General features: G+C 70.4%; 15 protein-coding genes. 13 read left to right on the top strand and 2 right to left on the bottom strand.

Annotated elements, in window-relative coordinates:
- Nucleotides 1-145: 145 nt before the first annotated feature.
- The 5 genes from AC1HIL_RS03945 to AC1HIL_RS03925 are packed head-to-tail and all read left to right on the top strand — an operon-like array spanning nucleotide 146 to nucleotide 5,771.
- Nucleotides 146-2,218: a VIT and vWA domain-containing protein gene (locus AC1HIL_RS03945; protein ID WP_479671196.1), complete on the top strand. Its 2,073-nt coding sequence runs from the start codon at nucleotides 146-148 to the stop codon at nucleotides 2,216-2,218.
- A gap of 17 nt (nucleotides 2,219-2,235) precedes the next feature.
- A complete protein-coding gene (xrtQ, locus tag AC1HIL_RS03940; RefSeq protein ID WP_057591837.1) occupies nucleotides 2,236-3,171 on the top strand; it encodes an exosortase Q in 936 nt (311 codons plus the stop codon).
- Nucleotides 3,172-3,175: 4 nt separating this feature from the next.
- Entirely contained in the window at nucleotides 3,176-3,742 is a 567-nt protein-coding gene (locus AC1HIL_RS03935; RefSeq protein ID WP_413764584.1) for a hypothetical protein, read from the top strand.
- A complete protein-coding gene (locus tag AC1HIL_RS03930) occupies nucleotides 3,739-5,028 on the top strand; it encodes a biosynthetic peptidoglycan transglycosylase (protein ID WP_261212120.1) in 1,290 nt (429 codons plus the stop codon). The genes AC1HIL_RS03935 and AC1HIL_RS03930 overlap by 4 nt, the downstream gene beginning before the upstream one ends.
- Entirely contained in the window at nucleotides 5,025-5,771 is a 747-nt protein-coding gene (locus AC1HIL_RS03925) for a GNAT family N-acetyltransferase (protein ID WP_479671195.1), read from the top strand. The genes AC1HIL_RS03930 and AC1HIL_RS03925 overlap by 4 nt, the downstream gene beginning before the upstream one ends.
- Nucleotides 5,772-5,781: 10 nt before the next feature.
- Here the strand turns inward: AC1HIL_RS03925 and AC1HIL_RS03920 are convergent, their stop codons facing one another.
- Nucleotides 5,782-6,513 carry a TetR/AcrR family transcriptional regulator gene (locus tag AC1HIL_RS03920; RefSeq protein ID WP_479671194.1) on the bottom strand — a complete coding sequence of 244 codons (732 nt, stop codon included), beginning with the start codon at nucleotides 6,511-6,513 and terminating at the stop codon, nucleotides 5,782-5,784.
- A 131-nt stretch (nucleotides 6,514-6,644) separates the two neighbouring features.
- On the opposite strand from AC1HIL_RS03920, the gene AC1HIL_RS03915 reads away from it, so the two are divergent.
- From AC1HIL_RS03915 to AC1HIL_RS03895, 5 genes are all read left to right on the top strand, one after another.
- Nucleotides 6,645-8,114: a carotenoid oxygenase family protein gene (locus AC1HIL_RS03915; RefSeq protein WP_479671193.1), complete on the top strand. Its 1,470-nt coding sequence runs from the start codon at nucleotides 6,645-6,647 to the stop codon at nucleotides 8,112-8,114.
- Nucleotides 8,111-8,674: a hypothetical protein gene (locus AC1HIL_RS03910; protein WP_057591841.1), complete on the top strand. Its 564-nt coding sequence runs from the start codon at nucleotides 8,111-8,113 to the stop codon at nucleotides 8,672-8,674. Before AC1HIL_RS03915 ends, AC1HIL_RS03910 begins: the two co-directional genes overlap by 4 nt.
- Nucleotides 8,675-8,726: 52 nt before the next feature.
- Nucleotides 8,727-9,626 (top strand): pirin family protein, encoded by a 900-nt coding sequence (locus tag AC1HIL_RS03905; RefSeq protein WP_057591842.1) that lies wholly within the window; start codon nucleotides 8,727-8,729, stop codon nucleotides 9,624-9,626.
- Nucleotides 9,627-9,718: 92 nt separating this feature from the next.
- Nucleotides 9,719-10,792, top strand: coding sequence for a flavodoxin family protein (locus AC1HIL_RS03900; RefSeq protein ID WP_479671191.1), 1,074 nt, complete (start codon nucleotides 9,719-9,721; stop codon nucleotides 10,790-10,792).
- A gap of 150 nt (nucleotides 10,793-10,942) precedes the next feature.
- Nucleotides 10,943-11,509: a Spy/CpxP family protein refolding chaperone gene (locus tag AC1HIL_RS03895; protein WP_479671190.1), complete on the top strand. Its 567-nt coding sequence runs from the start codon at nucleotides 10,943-10,945 to the stop codon at nucleotides 11,507-11,509.
- 100 nt (nucleotides 11,510-11,609) lie between these two features.
- Here AC1HIL_RS03895 and AC1HIL_RS03890 read toward each other — a convergent pair whose 3' ends face one another.
- Nucleotides 11,610-12,047 carry a hypothetical protein gene (locus AC1HIL_RS03890; RefSeq protein ID WP_057591845.1) on the bottom strand — a complete coding sequence of 146 codons (438 nt, stop codon included), beginning with the start codon at nucleotides 12,045-12,047 and terminating at the stop codon, nucleotides 11,610-11,612.
- 366 nt (nucleotides 12,048-12,413) lie between these two features.
- On the opposite strand from AC1HIL_RS03890, the gene AC1HIL_RS03885 reads away from it, so the two are divergent.
- From AC1HIL_RS03885 to AC1HIL_RS03875, 3 genes are read left to right on the top strand one after another with little or no spacing between them, the layout of a single operon-like run.
- Nucleotides 12,414-13,142 (top strand): endonuclease/exonuclease/phosphatase family protein, encoded by a 729-nt coding sequence (locus AC1HIL_RS03885; protein WP_172705372.1) that lies wholly within the window; start codon nucleotides 12,414-12,416, stop codon nucleotides 13,140-13,142.
- A gap of 14 nt (nucleotides 13,143-13,156) precedes the next feature.
- On the top strand, nucleotides 13,157-14,428 hold the full coding sequence (clsB, locus tag AC1HIL_RS03880) for a cardiolipin synthase ClsB (RefSeq protein WP_479671189.1): 1,272 nt from the start codon (nucleotides 13,157-13,159) through the stop codon (nucleotides 14,426-14,428).
- Entirely contained in the window at nucleotides 14,425-15,429 is a 1,005-nt protein-coding gene (locus AC1HIL_RS03875) for a lysylphosphatidylglycerol synthase domain-containing protein (protein ID WP_479671188.1), read from the top strand. The genes clsB and AC1HIL_RS03875 overlap by 4 nt, the downstream gene beginning before the upstream one ends.
- Nucleotides 15,430-15,552 lie beyond the last annotated feature (123 nt).

Here is a 15,552-nt window from a genome sequence, read left to right as displayed (position 1 = left end):
CGATCCGAAGCCCGTGTGAAGCGGGGCGGCGCGGCGACTTCACGCGGACTTCACACAACGCGGCGGACTTCAAGAAGCCTTCCCATTGCCTTCTCGCGGGCTGGCGACAGTGCGGGCCATCCGACAACCGACAAGAGGACCCGACATGCACACCCCCCTAGCCCATCGACCCGGCCGCTGGCTCTGGCTGGCGACACTGAGCCTCGCGATGGCGGGCTTCGTCGCGCTGAGCCTGAATCCCGTGCATGCGCAGGAAGCGGCCGCGCCGCGCCTGAAGACCGAGAGCCCCTATTTCTTCGTGAAGAGCGACGATCCCTCGACCGACCGGCTGCCGCTCAAGGGCACCGAGGTCTCGGTGAAGATTTCGGGCGTGATCGCCGACGTGACGGTGACCCAGACCTACCGCAACGAGGGCCAGCGCCCCATCGAGGCCAGGTACGTGTTCCCGGGCTCGACCCAGGCGGCCGTGAGCGGCCTCAACGTGCGCCTGGCCGACCGCCTGATCACCGCGCAGATCCGCGAGAAGCAGCAGGCGAAGATCGAATACGACACCGCCAAGCGAGAAGGCAAGACCGCCGCGCTGCTCGAGCAGCACCTGCCGAACGTGTTCCAGATGAACGTCGCCAACATCCTGCCGGGCGACGACGTGAAGGTGGAACTGCGCTACAGCGAGCTGCTGGTGCCGCAGTCGGGCAACTACGCCTTCGTGTTCCCCACCGTGGTGGGCCCGCGCTACAACAGCCCGCAGTCCTCGAATGCGCAGGCGCCCTGGGTCGGCCAGCCCACGCTGCGCGCGGGCGTGGCGGCCGGCACCGCCTTCCAGCTCAAGGCCAGCATCGACACGCCGATGGGCCTGAAGGAGATCCGCTCGGCGACGCATGCCATCGAGGTGAAGAAGAGCGACGAGGACCGCCATGCCGAGATCGTGCTGGCCGCGGACGGCCGCCCGGCGGACAACCGCGACTTCGTGCTCGACTACCGCCTCGCGGGCGAGAAGATCGAATCGGGGCTGATGCTCTACAAGGGCCAGGGCGAGAACGCCGAGAACTTCTTCCTCGCGATGGTCGAGCCGCCCAAGGCCGTGGCCGCCAGCGCCATCTCGCCGCGCGACTACATCTTCGTGGTCGACATCTCGGGCTCGATGCATGGCTTCCCGATCGACACCGCGAAGGTGGTGCTCGAGCGCCTGATCGGCGGCCTGCGTCCCAGCGACACCTTCAACGTGCTGCTGTTCTCGGGCAGCAACAGGATGCTGTCGCCGGCCTCGGTGCCCGCGACCCGCGCCAACATCGAACAGGCGCTGGCCACCATCAAGAACTTCAACGGCAGCGGCAGCACCGAGTTGATCCCGGCACTGAAGCGCGTGTATGCGGAACCGAAGGACGAGAAGGTCTCGCGCACCGTGGTGGTGGTGACCGACGGCTACGTGACGGTGGAGCGCGAGGCCTTCGAACTGGTGCGCAATAACCTCTCGAAGGCCAACGTGTTCGCCTTCGGCATCGGCTCCTCGGTCAACCGCAGCCTGATGGAAGGCATCGCGCGCGCCGGCATGGGCGAGCCTTTCATCATCACCGACCCGGTGCAGGCGCCCGAGCAGGCCGCGCGCTTCCGCCGCATGGTCGAGTCGCCGGTGCTGACCAGCGTGAAGGCCACCTTCGGCGGGCTCGACGTGTACGACGTGGAGCCGCAGGCACTGCCCGACGTGCTGGGCGAACGGCCGGTGATCGTGTTCGGCAAGTGGCGCGGCGAAGCGCGCGGCCGCGTGATCGTCGAGGGCCAGGGTGCCGAGGGCCCATACCGCCAGGAAGTGCGCATCGATGCGCGCACGAGGCAGGACACGGCCGCGCTGCGCACGCTGTGGGCGCGCCATCGCATCCAGAGCCTCAGCGACCAGGAAGCGCTCGAAGGCAGCGCCGCCTTCAAGGACCGCATCACCGAGCTCGGCCTCAAGTACAGCCTGCTGACCCAGTACACCAGCTTCATCGCGGTCGACAAGGTGGTGCGCAATGCCGCGCCGCAGGACAGCGCCAGCGTGAACCAGCCGCTGCCGATGCCGCAGGGCGTGAGCGACAGCGCGGTGGACGGCGGCGCGCTCGGTGCCGAGGTGCCGAGCACCCCCGAGCCCGAGACGCTGGGCGCGATCGCGGTCGTGCTCTCGGTGCTGGCGATGCTGCGCCGCCGCGCGCGCCGCCACGATGCGCGCCGCTTCACGGCTTGAGCGGGGGGCACGACACCATGTCACTGGCTACGTTGGCCCATCGCCATCCACGCGTCGTGGATTGGGGCATCCGCATCGACCGTTTCCCGGCCGCCGGCTGGCTGGCCCTGCAGTTCGCCGCGCTGGCGCCCACCTGGGCCTGGATGCTGCGGCGCATGGTCGACGGGTCGGACGATCCGCTCGGGCTGCTGGCGCTGGTCGCGCTCGCGGCATTGGCCTGGCAATGCCGCGGCGAGTTGCGTGCCGCGCCGCGGCTGGGCTGGCTCGCACTGGCCGGCACCGGCACGCTCGCGGCGACCGTGCTGCGCACCGGCCTCGGCAGCCTGCCCGCGCTGCCGCCGCTCGCGGCCGGCCTGCTGGCGGTGCTGTCGCTGGCGGCGGGCCTCATGGCCTTCCTGCCGCGCCGCGTGGCGGCCGTGCCGGTCGCGGGTCTCGCGGTGCTGGCACTGCCGCTGCTGTCCTCGCTGCAGTTCTACGCCGGCTATCCGCTGCGCGTGGTGACGGCCGAGGCCAGCCGCTGGCTGCTGGCTCCGGGCTTCGAGGTGGTGCGCGAAGGCAGCACCCTGCTGATCGATGGCCGGATGGTGATCGTCGACGCGCCGTGCTCGGGCGTACAGATGGTCTGGCTCGGCTACTTCACGGCCTGCGCCGTCGCGCTGTGGGCGCGGCGCGCCGACCGTGGCTTCCTGGCCCGGCTGCCGCTGGTCGGCCTCGCGGTGCTGGCCGGCAACATCGTGCGCAACAGCGTGCTGATCGCCTGCGAGGGCGCCGGCCATCCGCTGGCGCCGTGGGCGCACAACGCGCTGGGCCTGGCGGTGCTGGCGCTGGTGTGCGGTGCCATCGCGCGGCTGATGGCGCGCGAGCCAAGCGAGGCGGGCCTCGACTTCGTCATGCGGCCCGTTCCAGGCCTGATCACCACCCAGGGAGGCCGCCGTGTCGACACTGCCCATTGAGCACATGTTCGAGCGCTTGTTCGCGAACCATTTCATCAACCGCATGGGTCACAAGACGCTGTTCGCCGCCGCCATGCTGCTGTGCATCCTGTGGTCGACCGCCGCCGCGCTGCGCACGCCGAGGGAAGCCGAGCCAGTGGCGGCCACGATCGAATGGCCGCGCGAATGGGAGGGCGCCGCGCTGCGTCCGCTCGCGCTCAGCGAGGTGGAGCAGCGCTTCGCCGACCGCTTCCCGGGCGCCATCGGCCGCATGACCGACGGCCGCCAGACCCTGGTGATGCGCGAGGTGCGCCAGCCCACGCGCATGCTGCATCCGGCGGCCGACTGCTACCGCGCGCTCGGCTATCGCATCGCGCAGGAGCGGCTGGAGCACCAGGTGCAGGCCGGCGAGTCGAATTTGTGGCGCTGTTTTGTTGCGCAACGGCACGGTGGGCAAAAGTTACGCGTCTGCGAGCGCATCGTCGACGCCGATGGCGCCGCTTTCACCGACACTTCAGCCTGGTACTGGGCGGCAGCCAGCGGCCGGTCGAACGGACCGTGGCAAGCCGTCACCGTGGCGAGACCGATGTGAACCCGTTGCTGAAAAAGACCCTTCGATTCTTCCTCTTCGGCCTGCTGGCCCTGGTGATCACGGCTGGCGTGGCGATCTTCCTGATCGTCAAGCTGGCGCTGGCCCCCGCGCCCGGCGAATGGCGCACCACGGTGAAGGCCGGCCCATTCGCCTTCGAGACCGGCGTGCCGACCGCGGTGCGCATCGCCACCTCGCCCTGGTTCGCGCCCTGGCTCGACGGCCGCTCGCTCGACACCGGCCACGGCACGGTGCGCTTCGCCTGGAAGGCGGCCGACGAACTGCTCGAGCTGCATTGCGCGCCATGCAGCGTCGAGCTGCCGGCGCTGGGCGCGCAGCCGATCCGCGTGCAGCAGCTGGTGGCCACGGTGCGCCGCGACGGCAACACGCTCAACGGCACGCTCGGCGCCACGCCGCAGGGATCGCCCGCGGGCGATCCCGCCGCCACGCTGCACGGCAAGTGGGAAGGCCGCCTGGCGCCGAAGAACCTGCAGCTCAGCGTCGACATCCAGGACGCGCCGATCGCGCGCTGGTACGCGGTGCTGGTGCCCGGCCTGCCCGAGCTGCAGCGCGCGCGCATCGGCGGCACGCTGGCGCTGCGCGGCCACGTCGTGCTGCCCGAAGCCACCTTCTCGGTGCTGCCCACCATCAGCCAGTTCACGGTCGAAGGCCTGGGCACCGAGGCCATGCTGGGCGCGCGCACCAGCTGCGGCCCCTCGGCCAGGCTGACCAACGACAGCTGGCTCGCGCGCGCGGTCATCGCCGCGGAAGACCAGCGCTTCTTCACCCACGCCGGTTACGACCTGACCGAGATCCTGGCCTCGATCGACAACAACCAGAAGGAAGGCGCGCAGAAGCGCGGCGGCAGCACGCTCACGCAGCAGCTCGCGAAGCTGCTGGCGACCGGCAGCGAACGCACGGCCGAACGCAAGCTGCGCGAGCTGCTCTACGCGGTCGAGATGGAGCAGACGCTGGGCAAGGCGCGCATCCTGCAGCTCTACCTCGACAACGCGCCCTGGGGCGGTAACCTCTGTGGCGCGGAAGCTGCGGCCAAGCGCTATTTCAAGCGCAGCGCGCGCAGCCTCGAGCCCGCACAGGCGGTCTGGCTCGCGGCCATGCTGCACAAGCCACAGGCGGTGCTCGAGCAGTGGCGACGCGACGGCGCCATCGATCCCGACCGCGTGAAGTGGGTGGCCGAAGGCGTGCGCGGCATCAGCCGCAACCAGCGCGAGTCGCTGCTCAAGAGCGTGGCCAGCGCGAAGTTCGCGCCGCCGGAGCCCAATCCATGAGCGCCGAGGTCGAAGCGATCGAGCGTGCCACGGTCGCGGCCGTGTCGCCCGATGCGCTCGGCGACATCGAGGGCTGGCTGCTGCCCTTCGACCACGGCACGGTCTCGCGTGCCCGCTCGGCCGTGCCGCTGCGCCATGCGCCGGCGGCCGAAGGCACGCTCGAGCGGATCGAGCAGCGCTATGCCGCGCAGGGGCTTCCGCCCATGTTGCGGCTGGCCGATCTCGCCTGCTTCGACGGCCTGCGCGCCGAGCTCGAAGCCCGGCGCTATCGCGGCGCCAGGCCCACGCTGGTGCAGACCACCACCTTGCGGCGGATGCAGGCCGTGGCACCGGCCGGCGCGCTGCCGGCCGAGGTCGATACCGTGCCCGACGAGGCCTGGGCGGCGCTGTTCCTCGGCGAGGGTTTCGATCCCGTCGATGGCGCCCACCGCGTGCGCGTGCTGGCGCGTGCCCAGGGCTCGCTCTATGCGAGCGTGCGCGAAGGCGGCCGCACCGTGGCCGCGGGCGCGATGGCCTTCGGCCACGGCTGGGCCAGCGTGCACGGCATGCGCACCGACGCCGCGCAGCGCGGCCGCGGCCTGGCCGGGCGCGTGCTCGCGGGGCTGGCGCGGGTGGCGCTCGAGCGGGGGTTCGACAAGGTGTTCCTGCAGGTCGAGGCGCAGAACGATCCCGCGCTGGCGCTGTACCGGCGCGCCGGTTTCGAGACACGCTGGCAGTACCGCTACTGGCAGCCTTCGACCTGAAGCGGCAGGCTCAGCCGCGCGGCTCGAGCTCCAGCCCGAAACGCACCTCGTCCAGCGCCGCGTCGACCAGCGCCAGCGGATCGTCGAAGCCCGGCGCGAGCTTGAGGATGCCGCGCAGCCGGTGATCGATCAGCAGCACCGCGAGCCCGTGCACATAGCCCCAGGCCGAGGTCATCTGCATGGCTTCGGCATTGCTCAGCGAGGTGGGCGGGCTGTCGGGCAGCCGCGGCGCGCCGCCGATGATCGAGGCCATCACGCGCATCGCCTCGGCGGCCGCGGCGCCCAGCACGGGATGCAGCATGTCGATCTTCTCGGTGCGGAACATCAGCCCGAACAGCGCCGGGTTCCCGTGCGCGAAATGCACGTAGGCGCGGCCGATCGCGTTGCGCCGCGCGCTGGCGTCGGCACCTTCGGGCGCCGAGGTGCGCATCGCGTCGGCCAGGCGATGGAACCCCACGGCGGCGAGCGAACTCAACAGGCCGGTGGTGTCGCCGAAGTGGTGCTTGGGCGCTGTGTGCGAGACACCCGCTTCGCGCGCGATCGCGCGCAGGCCGAGTCCGGCGATGCCGTCGCGCTGCAGCACGGTCTCGGCCGCGGCGAGCAAGGCATCGGGCAGGGCGCCGTGGTGGTAGCGACGGGCCGGCGCGGCGGGTTCGGCCGGTATGGCCGGCGCGGCCGGCGAAGATTCGGCGGTGGCCGGCTCCGTGGAACGGGAACGGCGCGAACGGGAGGCAGCAGGCATCCAAAAATCTTACCACTGGAAAAATGTCTTGACTTCGTTGAATGGCTCGACGATATTTCCACTGGAAAGATAAGCCCTCCCCGCTTTTTCACCCCTACACCGGCCCCGGCCGACGATCCGAAGGAACCCCGATGAACGATGCCGTCACCCGCAGCGCCCCGCCTTCCAACCTGGGCCCGATCGACTTCGAGACCGACGTCGGTCCGCTGCCGCTCCAGGGCACGCTGCCCGCCGGCCTGCGCGGCACGCTGGTGCGCAACGGCCCGAACCCGGTGGCGCCCGACCCGCGCGCCCACTGGTTCGCCGGCGACGGCATGCTGCATGCCTTCCACATCGCCGATGGCGCGGTGCATTACCGCAACCGCTGGGTGCGCACCCAGCGCTGGCAGGCCACGGTCGAAGGACAGGAGCGGCGCCGCGTCGGTTTCCAGAGCACCGAGGGCGAGGCGCCCAAGCGCGAGGACGACGGGACCGGCAACACCAACGTGATCGGCCATGCCGGCCGCATGCTCGCGCTCGAGGAAGCGCACCTGCCGATCGCGATGACGCTGCCCGGGCTCGACACGCTCGGCGCCACCGACCTCGACGGCCGCCTGCACGGCAGCTTCACGGCCCATCCCAAGACCGATCCGCGCACCGGCGAGCTGCTGTTCTTCGGCTACGGCACGCCCGCGCCGCTGTCGGCGGGCATGAGCTTCGGCAGCATCGCGGCCGACGGCCGCGTCACGCGCTTCGAGAGCTTCGAGGCGCCCTATGCCAGCATGGTCCACGACTTCATGGTGACCGAGGGCCACGTGATGTTCCCGATCATGCCGATCACCGCCAGCCTCGAGCGCGCGCAGCAGGGCCGCCCGCCCTATGCCTGGGAGCCCGAGTTCGGCACCCGCGTCGGCCTGATGCCGCGCGGCGGCGGCAGCGCCGACATCGTCTGGTGGCGCGGCCCGGCCTGCTACGTGTTCCATGTGATGAATGCCTGGGAGGCCGACGGCAGCCTGTACGCCGACGTGATGCAGTTCGACACCCCGCCGCTGTTCCCGCGGCCCGACGGCTCGCCGATCGGCGCGGGCGATCCGCCCGCGCGCCTGGTGCGCTGGCAGTTCGAGCTCGCGAACCCGGCGCGCGAGTTCACGCGCACCGTGCTCGATCCGCGCCCCGGCGAATTCCCGCGCATCGACGAGCGCTTCGCCGGCCTGCCCTACCGCCACGGCTGGTACGTGCTGCGCGAGGACGAGGGACCGGCCGAGGCGCGGCGCAATTTCGCGGGCCTCGCGCACGTCGACCATGCCAACGGCGAGCGCGGCATCTACAAGCTGCCCGCGCCCGACACGATGTCGGAGGCCGTGTTCGTGCCGCGCTCGGCGCAGGCCGAGGAAGGCGATGGCTGGCTGCTCGCCACGATCTGGCGCGGCGCCACCAACACCAGCGAGCTCGCCGTCTTCGATGCGCGCGCCGTGGCCAACGGCCCGCTGTGCACCGCCGCGCTGCCGCACCGCGTGCCCGCGGGCTTCCATGGCAACTGGTTCGATGCCGCGAGCAGCGTGCCCGGCGCCGGCGCGCTGGCCGACGCCCAACCCACCGTCCGCTTCGGAGCGTCGTCATGAGCATGCTGCTGGCCTTCGCGCCCTTCATCGTCTTCGCGCTGTGCGACCGCCTGCTCGGCGTGGTGCCAGCGCTCTCGGCCGCGGCGGCGCTGTCGGCGGTGCTGCTGCTGCGCGACTGGCTCACGCCCAAGCGCACGGTCAAGGTGCTCGAGATCGGCACCGTGCTGCTGTTCGGCGGCCTGGCCGTGTTCGCGCTCGCCACCCACACCGAATGGTCGCTGCTCGGCGTGCGGCTGCGCGTCGACGCGGGACTGCTGCTGGTGGTGCTGGCCTCGATGGCCATCGGCCAGCCCTTCACCCTGCAGTACGCGAAGGAGCAGACGCCCCCCGAGATCTGGGTGCTGCCGGGTTTCAAGCTGATCAACATGGTCATCACCGCCGCCTGGGCCGTGGCCTTCGCGCTGATGGTGCTGGCCGACGTGGCGATGGTCTACGTGCCCTCGCTGCCGCTGTGGGTGGGCATCGCGGTCACGGTCGCGGCCATCGTCGGTGCGATCCGCTTCACGCAGTGGTACCCCGAGCACATGCGCGCGCGCTTCGAGGCCGCGGCCGGAGGCTGAGCGCCCGCCCCCACGGGTGGCGCGGTCGGGCCATTGGTGCCACCATGGCCGGATGACCCACACGAACCACCATCATCTCCACCATCCCACCGAGCCCGTGGCCGCGCCGCGCGGCATCGACCACATCGTGGCCGGTGTGTCGGCCAGCGATGGCGACGGCGTGAAGCTCACGCGCGTGCTCGGGCAGCCGCTGCAGAAGCGGCTCGATCCCTACCTCATGCTCGATGCCTTCGGCAGCGACAACCCCGGCGATTACGTCGGCGGCTTTCCGAACCATCCGCACCGCGGCTTCGAGACGGTCACCTACATGATCGCCGGCCGCATGCGGCACCGCGACAGCGCGGGCCACGAGGGCCTGCTCGAGAACGGCGGCGTGCAATGGATGACCGCGGGCCGTGGCCTGGTGCACAGCGAGCTGCCCGAGCAGCAGGAGGGCCTGATGGAAGGCTTCCAGCTCTGGCTCAACCTGCCGGCCGACGAGAAGCTGCGCGAGCCCTGGTACCGCGACATCCAGAGTGCCGAGATTCCCGAGTTCACCACCGCCGAGGGCGTGCACGTGCGCGTGATCGCCGGCGCGAGCCACGGCATCGAGGGCGCCGTGCGGCGCGAGCGCACCGAGCCGCTGTACCTCGATATCACGCTGCCGCCGGGCGCCGAGTTCGCCCAGCCGCTGCCGCCGTCGCACAACGCGCTGGTCTACGTGTTCCGCGAATCGCTGTGGATCGCGGGCAGCGAGGTGCCGACGCGGCGCATGGCCATCCTCGCGAACGAGGCCGGCAGCGACGGCGTGCTGCTGCGCGCCGGCTCGACCAACCACAGCCCGGCGCGCGCGCTGCTGATCGCGGGCCACCCGTTGAACGAACCCATCGTGCAGTACGGCCCGTTCGTGATGAACACGCCCGAGCAGATCAAGCAGGCGGTCGACGACTTCCGCCAGGGCCGCTTCGGCTGAGCCGGCGCCGACGCGGCGGTGCGGCCTGCGCCTACCGCGTGTCGGCATGGAAGGCGGCGCGCGGGGCCGGTTGGGGCTTCTACCTTGCCCGCATGCCCCCCACGATCCGAAAAGGACAGGCGCCCGCCACGCTGCAGCGCGCCGAGTTCCACGAACGCTTCATGCAGGACTTCCAGGATCCGGCCTTCCAAGCCGAGTCCGAATCGCTGCGGCGCATCGAGCTGATCGCCTGGGAGGCCTATCAAGAGGGCCGCAAGGCGCCCGTCACGCGCAAGGCCGGGCCCGGCTATGCCGACCCCGACTACGAGCTCTCGGTCGACTGGCTCGAGGCCAAGGCGCGCATCGACGCGGCGCACGCGAAATGGGCCGATCCGCAGAGTCATTCGCGCGTGCTGCTGGTCAACGGCTCGCCGCGCAACGACGGCACCTGCCCCGGCGAGATCTCCAAGACCTGGCGGCTGACGCAGATCGCGCGCGAGGTGCTCGAGGGCAGCGGCGTGAAAACCGACCTGCTCGACCTGAGCCTCCTGACCTCCGACTACGGCCGCGAGATCCATCCGTGCAAGGGTTGCGTCTCGACCGCGATGCCGCTGTGCCACTGGCCCTGCAGCTGCTATCCCAACCATTCGCTGCGCCAGACCGGCGACTGGATGAACGAGATCTACGAGCGCTGGACCGCCGCGCATGGCGTGATCGTGCTCACGCCGGCCCACTGGTACCAGGCCACGAGCCCGCTCAAGCTGATGATCGACCGGCTGGTGTGCGCCGACGGCGGCAACCCCGACCCCACCAGCACGCACGGCAAGAAGCCCGAGGAGGCCAAGGCGCTCGAGCTCGAGGGCTGGGGCTATCCCAAGCACCTCGATGGCCGGGCCTACGGCGTGGTGGTGCACGGCGACGTGGCCGGCATCGAGAGCGTGCGGCGCAACCTCTGCGACTGGCTCGACTGGATGGGATTGATCGATGCGGGCAACGCAGCGCAGCTCGACCGCTACATCGGCTACTACGAGCCCTATGCCACCAGCCACGACACGCTCGATGCCGATGCCGACGTGCAGGAGGAGGTGCGCAACGTCGCGCGCGCGGTGGCGCAGGCGGTGCGGCAGCTGCGCACCGGCAAGCTCAAGTCGCCTGACCGGGGCCTGAAGAAGCCGCGCCCGAAGTAGCCGGCGGAAGAAATCGGCGAGCCCCGCGGCCGCCCATTCACCATTCTTTACGCAGGCTCACGCAGGGCTCACCGACGGGTTACAGAAGGCTTCCACACTTCGTCTCACCAGCTGCCCATCGGCGGCGGTTCTTCGAAAGGAAGCACTCTCATGATTTCTCTTCGCCAACGCATCCTCTGGGCCGGCCTGCTGGGCTCGGCTGCCCTCGCATCGTCGGGCGCCTTCGCTCAGACGCCGGCGCCCACGGCCGCGGCTCCCACCGCCGCCGTGGCGCAGGCGGACGGCGCGGCACCGCAAGGCAAGGCCCGCGCCGAGCACAAGCGCATGGATCCGGCCAAGCGCTTCGAGCGCATGCAGGAGCACCGCGCCAAGCGCCTCGCGGCCCTCAAGGACAAGCTGAAGCTCAATGCCTCGCAGGAAAGCGCCTGGTCCAGCTACACCAGCGCGACCCAGCCGGCCGGCCCGCGTCCCGATGGCCAGCGCATGACCCGCGCCGACTTCGCCAAGCTGACCACGCCGCAGCGCATCGAACGCATGCAGGCCCGCCAGGCCGAACGCAGCGCGATGTTCGCCAAGCGCGCCGACGCCACGAAGTCCTTCTACGCCGCGCTGACGCCCGAGCAGCAGAAGACCTTCGACGCCGAGACGATGCACTTCGGCGGCCACGGCCACCGTTTCCATCGCGGCGGCCACGACGCGCAACCCGCCAAGGGTTGAGCCGCTCCCGCCGTCATGACCGGTCCTGGCGGCCGGTCGTGAACGAAAAAAGGCCCGCAACGCTTCGCGCGTCGCGGGCCTTTGTCGTTGGCGACCCCGTTTACTTGGGCGTGCCGGTCTTCTCGGTCGGGTTGGTCGGCACCGCCGGGCGTTCGCCCGGCTGGCCGAAGTGCGGCTTCACCTTGCGCGTCTGCTGGCTCACTTCCCAGCGCGACTGCTCGCCGGTCGGTGCCATCACCATGTTCGGCTGGCCGTTCATCGTGGTGCTGGCCTCGCCCTTGGGCACCAGCGTGTTGGTGTTGTTGCGGTTGTGGGCGCGCGCCTCGGCCTTCACGGCCTCGCGCGACACCGGCTCGAAGCCGTCGGGGCGCTGGGTGGGGTTGGCCACGCCCGTGGCGGACTGCGTGCTGGCCTGGCCGCCCACCGCCGGATCGGGCGCGGCGGGCATCGAGGAGGTCTGCGCCATCGCGAAGCCGCCCGCGCCCATCAGGCCGGCCAGCAGGGTCGCTCGAAGAAGTCGTTGCTGTGCGTGTTTCATGGTCGGGTCCTTTTCTGTCTCTGGTAGTGAGTAGGTGAGAAATCCCGGGCGTCTTTCGCGACGCCCTGAGGTCACCGTAGGAGTGGCCCCGCGCGGCCCGTGTGGGGATGGGACAGGCCTGCCTGTAGGAACCGGCCGTCGGGGTGCGCAGGTGTCGCGGGCCCTGCGCGTCGGATGGCCGGACGGCGCCAAGAGAAGGTGGCGCGTTCCTACAGGCGGGGTGGATGCGGCCACGTACAACCGTCATCGATGTCCTCTCCACCGACGATCTTTTCGACCGAAACCGACTCCGCGACCGCGGCGGCGAACCCGCCTGCCCCCGTGGCGGCCGCCGGCAATGCCGCCGCGCCGGTGTCGCTGAAGGTGATGACGGTGAACACGCACAAGGGCTTCACCGCGCTCAACCGCAAGTTCATCCTGCCCGAGCTGCGCGACGCGGTACGCACCGTGGGCGCCGACGTGGTGTTCCTGCAGGAGGTGCTGGGCACCCACTCGCGCCATTCGCGCCGCGTGAGCAACTGGCCCGAGGCGCCGCACTACGAATTCCTGGCCGACACCATGTGGCCGCAGTTCGCCTACGGGCGCAACGCGGTCTATCCCAAGGGCCACCACGGCAATGCGCTGCTGTCGAAGTTTCCGATCGTGCACCACCGCAACCACGACGTGTCGGTGGCCGGGCCCGAGAAGCGCGGGCTGCTGCACTGCGTGCTGCGCCTGCCGGGCCGCACGGTCGACGTGCATGCGATCTGCGCCCACCTCGGCCTGGCCGAGGCGCACCGGCAGCAGCAGCTCGAACTGCTGTGCCACATCGTGCGCGACGAGGTGCCGGCCGATGCGCCGCTGATCGTGGCGGGAGACTTCAACGACTGGCGCGGCCGCGCGCATGCGACGCTGGCCGAGGGCGCGTCGTTGCGCGAGGTGTTCGTGCACGCGCACGGCCATGCCGCCAAGACCTTCCCCTCGCGCTTCCCCGTGCTGCCGCTGGACCGCATCTACGTGCGCAATGCCGGCGTGCACGCGCCGGTGGTGCTGCCGCGCCGGCCCTGGTCGCACCTGTCCGATCACGCGCCGCTGGTGGCCGAGATCGATCTCTGAAGGCGCATCCATCCATGAGCAACGGCAATCCCTGGGTCGCGGGCAACCGCATCGAGCTGCTGGAGAACGGCGAGCAGTTCTTTCCGCGCGTGTTCGAGGCGATCCGCGCCGCGCAACGCGAGGTGGTCATCGAGACCTTCATCCTGTTCGAGGACAAGGTGGGTCTGGACCTGCACGCCGCGATGCACGAGGCGGCACGGCGCGGCGTGAAGGTCGACCTGATGATCGACGGCTTCGGCTCGCCCGATCTCTCGCGCGAGTTCCTCGAGGAACTGAGCCAGGCCGGCGTGAAGGTGCGCGTGTTCGATCCGGGTCATCGCTTCCTCGGTCAGCGCTTGAACGTGTTCCGCCGAATGCACCGCAAGATCGTGGTGATCGACGGCGAGCGCGCCTTCGTCGGCGGCATCAACTATTCGGCCGACCACTTGATGGACTTCGGCCCCAAGGCCAAGCAGGACTACGCGGTCGAGCTCGCCGGACCGATCGTGGCGCAGATCCACCATTTCGCGCTGCGCGCGATCGCGGTCGGCGGCAAGGGGCCTGGCTGGTTCCGGCGCCGGCTCAGGCAGGCGCCGCCCGTGGGCGACACGGTGGCCGGCGATGTGGAAGCGATGTTCGTCACGCGCGACAACCGCCACCACACCAACGACATCGAGCGCCACTACCGCGCCGCGATCCGCAGCGCGCGCGAGCGCATCGTGATCGCCAACGCCTACTTCTTCCCGGGCTATCGTCTGATCAAGGAGTTGCGGCGCGCGGCGCGGCGCGGCGTCGACGTGCGGCTGATCCTGCAGGGCGAGCCCGACATGCCGATCGTGAAGACGGCCGCGAGCATGCTCTACCACCACCTGCTGCACGCGGGCGTGCGCATCTACGAATACTGCGAGCGGCCGCTGCACGGCAAGGTCGCGCTGATGGACGACCGCTGGAGCACCGTGGGCTCGAGCAACCTCGACCCGCTGAGCCTGTCACTCAACCTCGAAGCCAACGTGGTGGTGCGCGACACGGCCTTCAACGCGCTGCTGCACGAACGGCTCGACCACCTGATGCAGCACAGTTGCAAGCAGATCGACACGGCCGACCTCGCGAGCGAATGGAGCGGCTGGCGGCTGGTGCGCAGCTTCTTCATCTTCCACTTGATGCGCTGGTATCCCTCGTTGCTGGGCTGGCTGCCGCGCCACGTGCCGCGGCTCAAGCCGGTGGAAGTCACCGACATGGGCGACCGGCGGCGCCGTGACCACGGCGACGGGGTCGAGGGCGCGCCCGCGTCGACGGAGGCCGCATGACGGCGGCGGCTGGCGGCCGCCTGCATGCGTTGCCCGCCAGCGGCTGGCGCCGCGCCTGGCCCTGGGCCAAGCGAACGCTGGTGTGGGGCTTCTTCGGGCTCGTGGCCTGGCTGCTCGTGAGCCAGGCGCGTTCCATCGACTGGCACGAGGTCGGCGACGCGATCGCCGCGCTGCCTTTGCCGACGCTGCTCGGCGCCGGTCTGCTCGCGGCCTGCAGCTTCGCGCTCTACAGCACCTACGACCTGCTGGGGCGCCACCTCACGGGCCACCCCCTGCGTGCCGGCACGGTGATGGGCGTGACCTTCATCAGCTACGCCTTCAACCTCAACCTCGGTTCGCTGGTGGGTGGCGTGGCCTTCCGCTACCGGCTCTATTCGCGGCTGGGCTTGCGCAACGACACCATCACGCGCGTGCTGGGCTTCAGCATGCTCACCAACTGGATCGGCTACCTCGTGGTGGCCGGTGTCGCCTTCTTCTTCTGGCCGCTGGGCCTGCCGCCGGCATGGAAGGTGGATGGCGAGGAGTTGCGGCTGCTGGGCGCGGCGCTGCTGGTGCTGGCCGCGGTCTATCTGCTGGTGTGCGCCTTCGCGCACGAGAAGCGCTGGCATGTGCGCGGGCACGTGCTGCGCACGCCGACCCTGCGCATGGCGCTGCTGCAGTTCCTGCTGTCGTGCGCCAACTGGTCGCTGATCGGTGGCGTGATCTGGCTGCTGCTGCAGGGCCAGGTGGCCTATCCGCAGGTGCTGGCCGTGCTGCTGGTGGCCGCGGTGGCCGGCGTGATCACCCACGTGCCGGCGGGGCTCGGCGTGCTGGAAGCGGTGTTCGTCGCGCTGCTCGCGCACCAGGTGGCCGAGGCGCAGCTGCTGGCCGCCCTGCTCGCCTACCGCGGCCTCTACTACCTGCTGCCGCTGGTGGTGGCCACGCTGGCCTATTTCGCGACCGAGTGGCGCGCGCGGCGCGGGCGCCGGGCCCGAGGCCTGCCTCCGAAGTCACCGGCCTGACGCCTACGCGAATTTCAGGCCGATGGTTAGGACTTCGTCACCAAAGCTGTAAAACGCCACGGAATGTGCTCAGGTTTTTGTTGCACTGCAGCAATTGCCATGCGGCAGGCCTATAGTGGACCG

This window comes from Variovorax sp. ISS6, from assembly GCF_056523145.1.
Note: the sequence above shows the minus strand (reverse complement) of the source record. Positions and strands in the feature narration are given on the sequence as shown.

Bases quoted from the DNA above. Each gene is read 5' to 3' on its own strand.
- AC1HIL_RS03945 (WP_479671196.1), top strand. From the start codon at position 146: ATGCACACCCCCCTAGCCCATCGACCCGGCCGCTGGCTCTGGCTGGCG.
- xrtQ (WP_057591837.1), top strand. From the start codon at position 2,236: ATGTCACTGGCTACGTTGGCCCATCGCCATCCACGCGTCGTGGATTGG.
- AC1HIL_RS03935 (WP_413764584.1), top strand. From the start codon at position 3,176: ATGTTCGAGCGCTTGTTCGCGAACCATTTCATCAACCGCATGGGTCAC.
- AC1HIL_RS03925 (WP_479671195.1), top strand. From the start codon at position 5,025: ATGAGCGCCGAGGTCGAAGCGATCGAGCGTGCCACGGTCGCGGCCGTG.
- AC1HIL_RS03920 (WP_479671194.1), bottom strand. From the start codon at position 6,513: ATGCCTGCTGCCTCCCGTTCGCGCCGTTCCCGTTCCACGGAGCCGGCC.
- AC1HIL_RS03915 (WP_479671193.1), top strand. From the start codon at position 6,645: ATGAACGATGCCGTCACCCGCAGCGCCCCGCCTTCCAACCTGGGCCCG.
- AC1HIL_RS03910 (WP_057591841.1), top strand. From the start codon at position 8,111: ATGAGCATGCTGCTGGCCTTCGCGCCCTTCATCGTCTTCGCGCTGTGC.
- AC1HIL_RS03905 (WP_057591842.1), top strand. From the start codon at position 8,727: ATGACCCACACGAACCACCATCATCTCCACCATCCCACCGAGCCCGTG.
- AC1HIL_RS03900 (WP_479671191.1), top strand. From the start codon at position 9,719: ATGCCCCCCACGATCCGAAAAGGACAGGCGCCCGCCACGCTGCAGCGC.
- AC1HIL_RS03895 (WP_479671190.1), top strand. From the start codon at position 10,943: ATGATTTCTCTTCGCCAACGCATCCTCTGGGCCGGCCTGCTGGGCTCG.
- AC1HIL_RS03890 (WP_057591845.1), bottom strand. From the start codon at position 12,047: ATGAAACACGCACAGCAACGACTTCTTCGAGCGACCCTGCTGGCCGGC.
- AC1HIL_RS03885 (WP_172705372.1), top strand. From the start codon at position 12,414: ATGACGGTGAACACGCACAAGGGCTTCACCGCGCTCAACCGCAAGTTC.
- clsB (WP_479671189.1), top strand. From the start codon at position 13,157: ATGAGCAACGGCAATCCCTGGGTCGCGGGCAACCGCATCGAGCTGCTG.
- AC1HIL_RS03875 (WP_479671188.1), top strand. From the start codon at position 14,425: ATGACGGCGGCGGCTGGCGGCCGCCTGCATGCGTTGCCCGCCAGCGGC.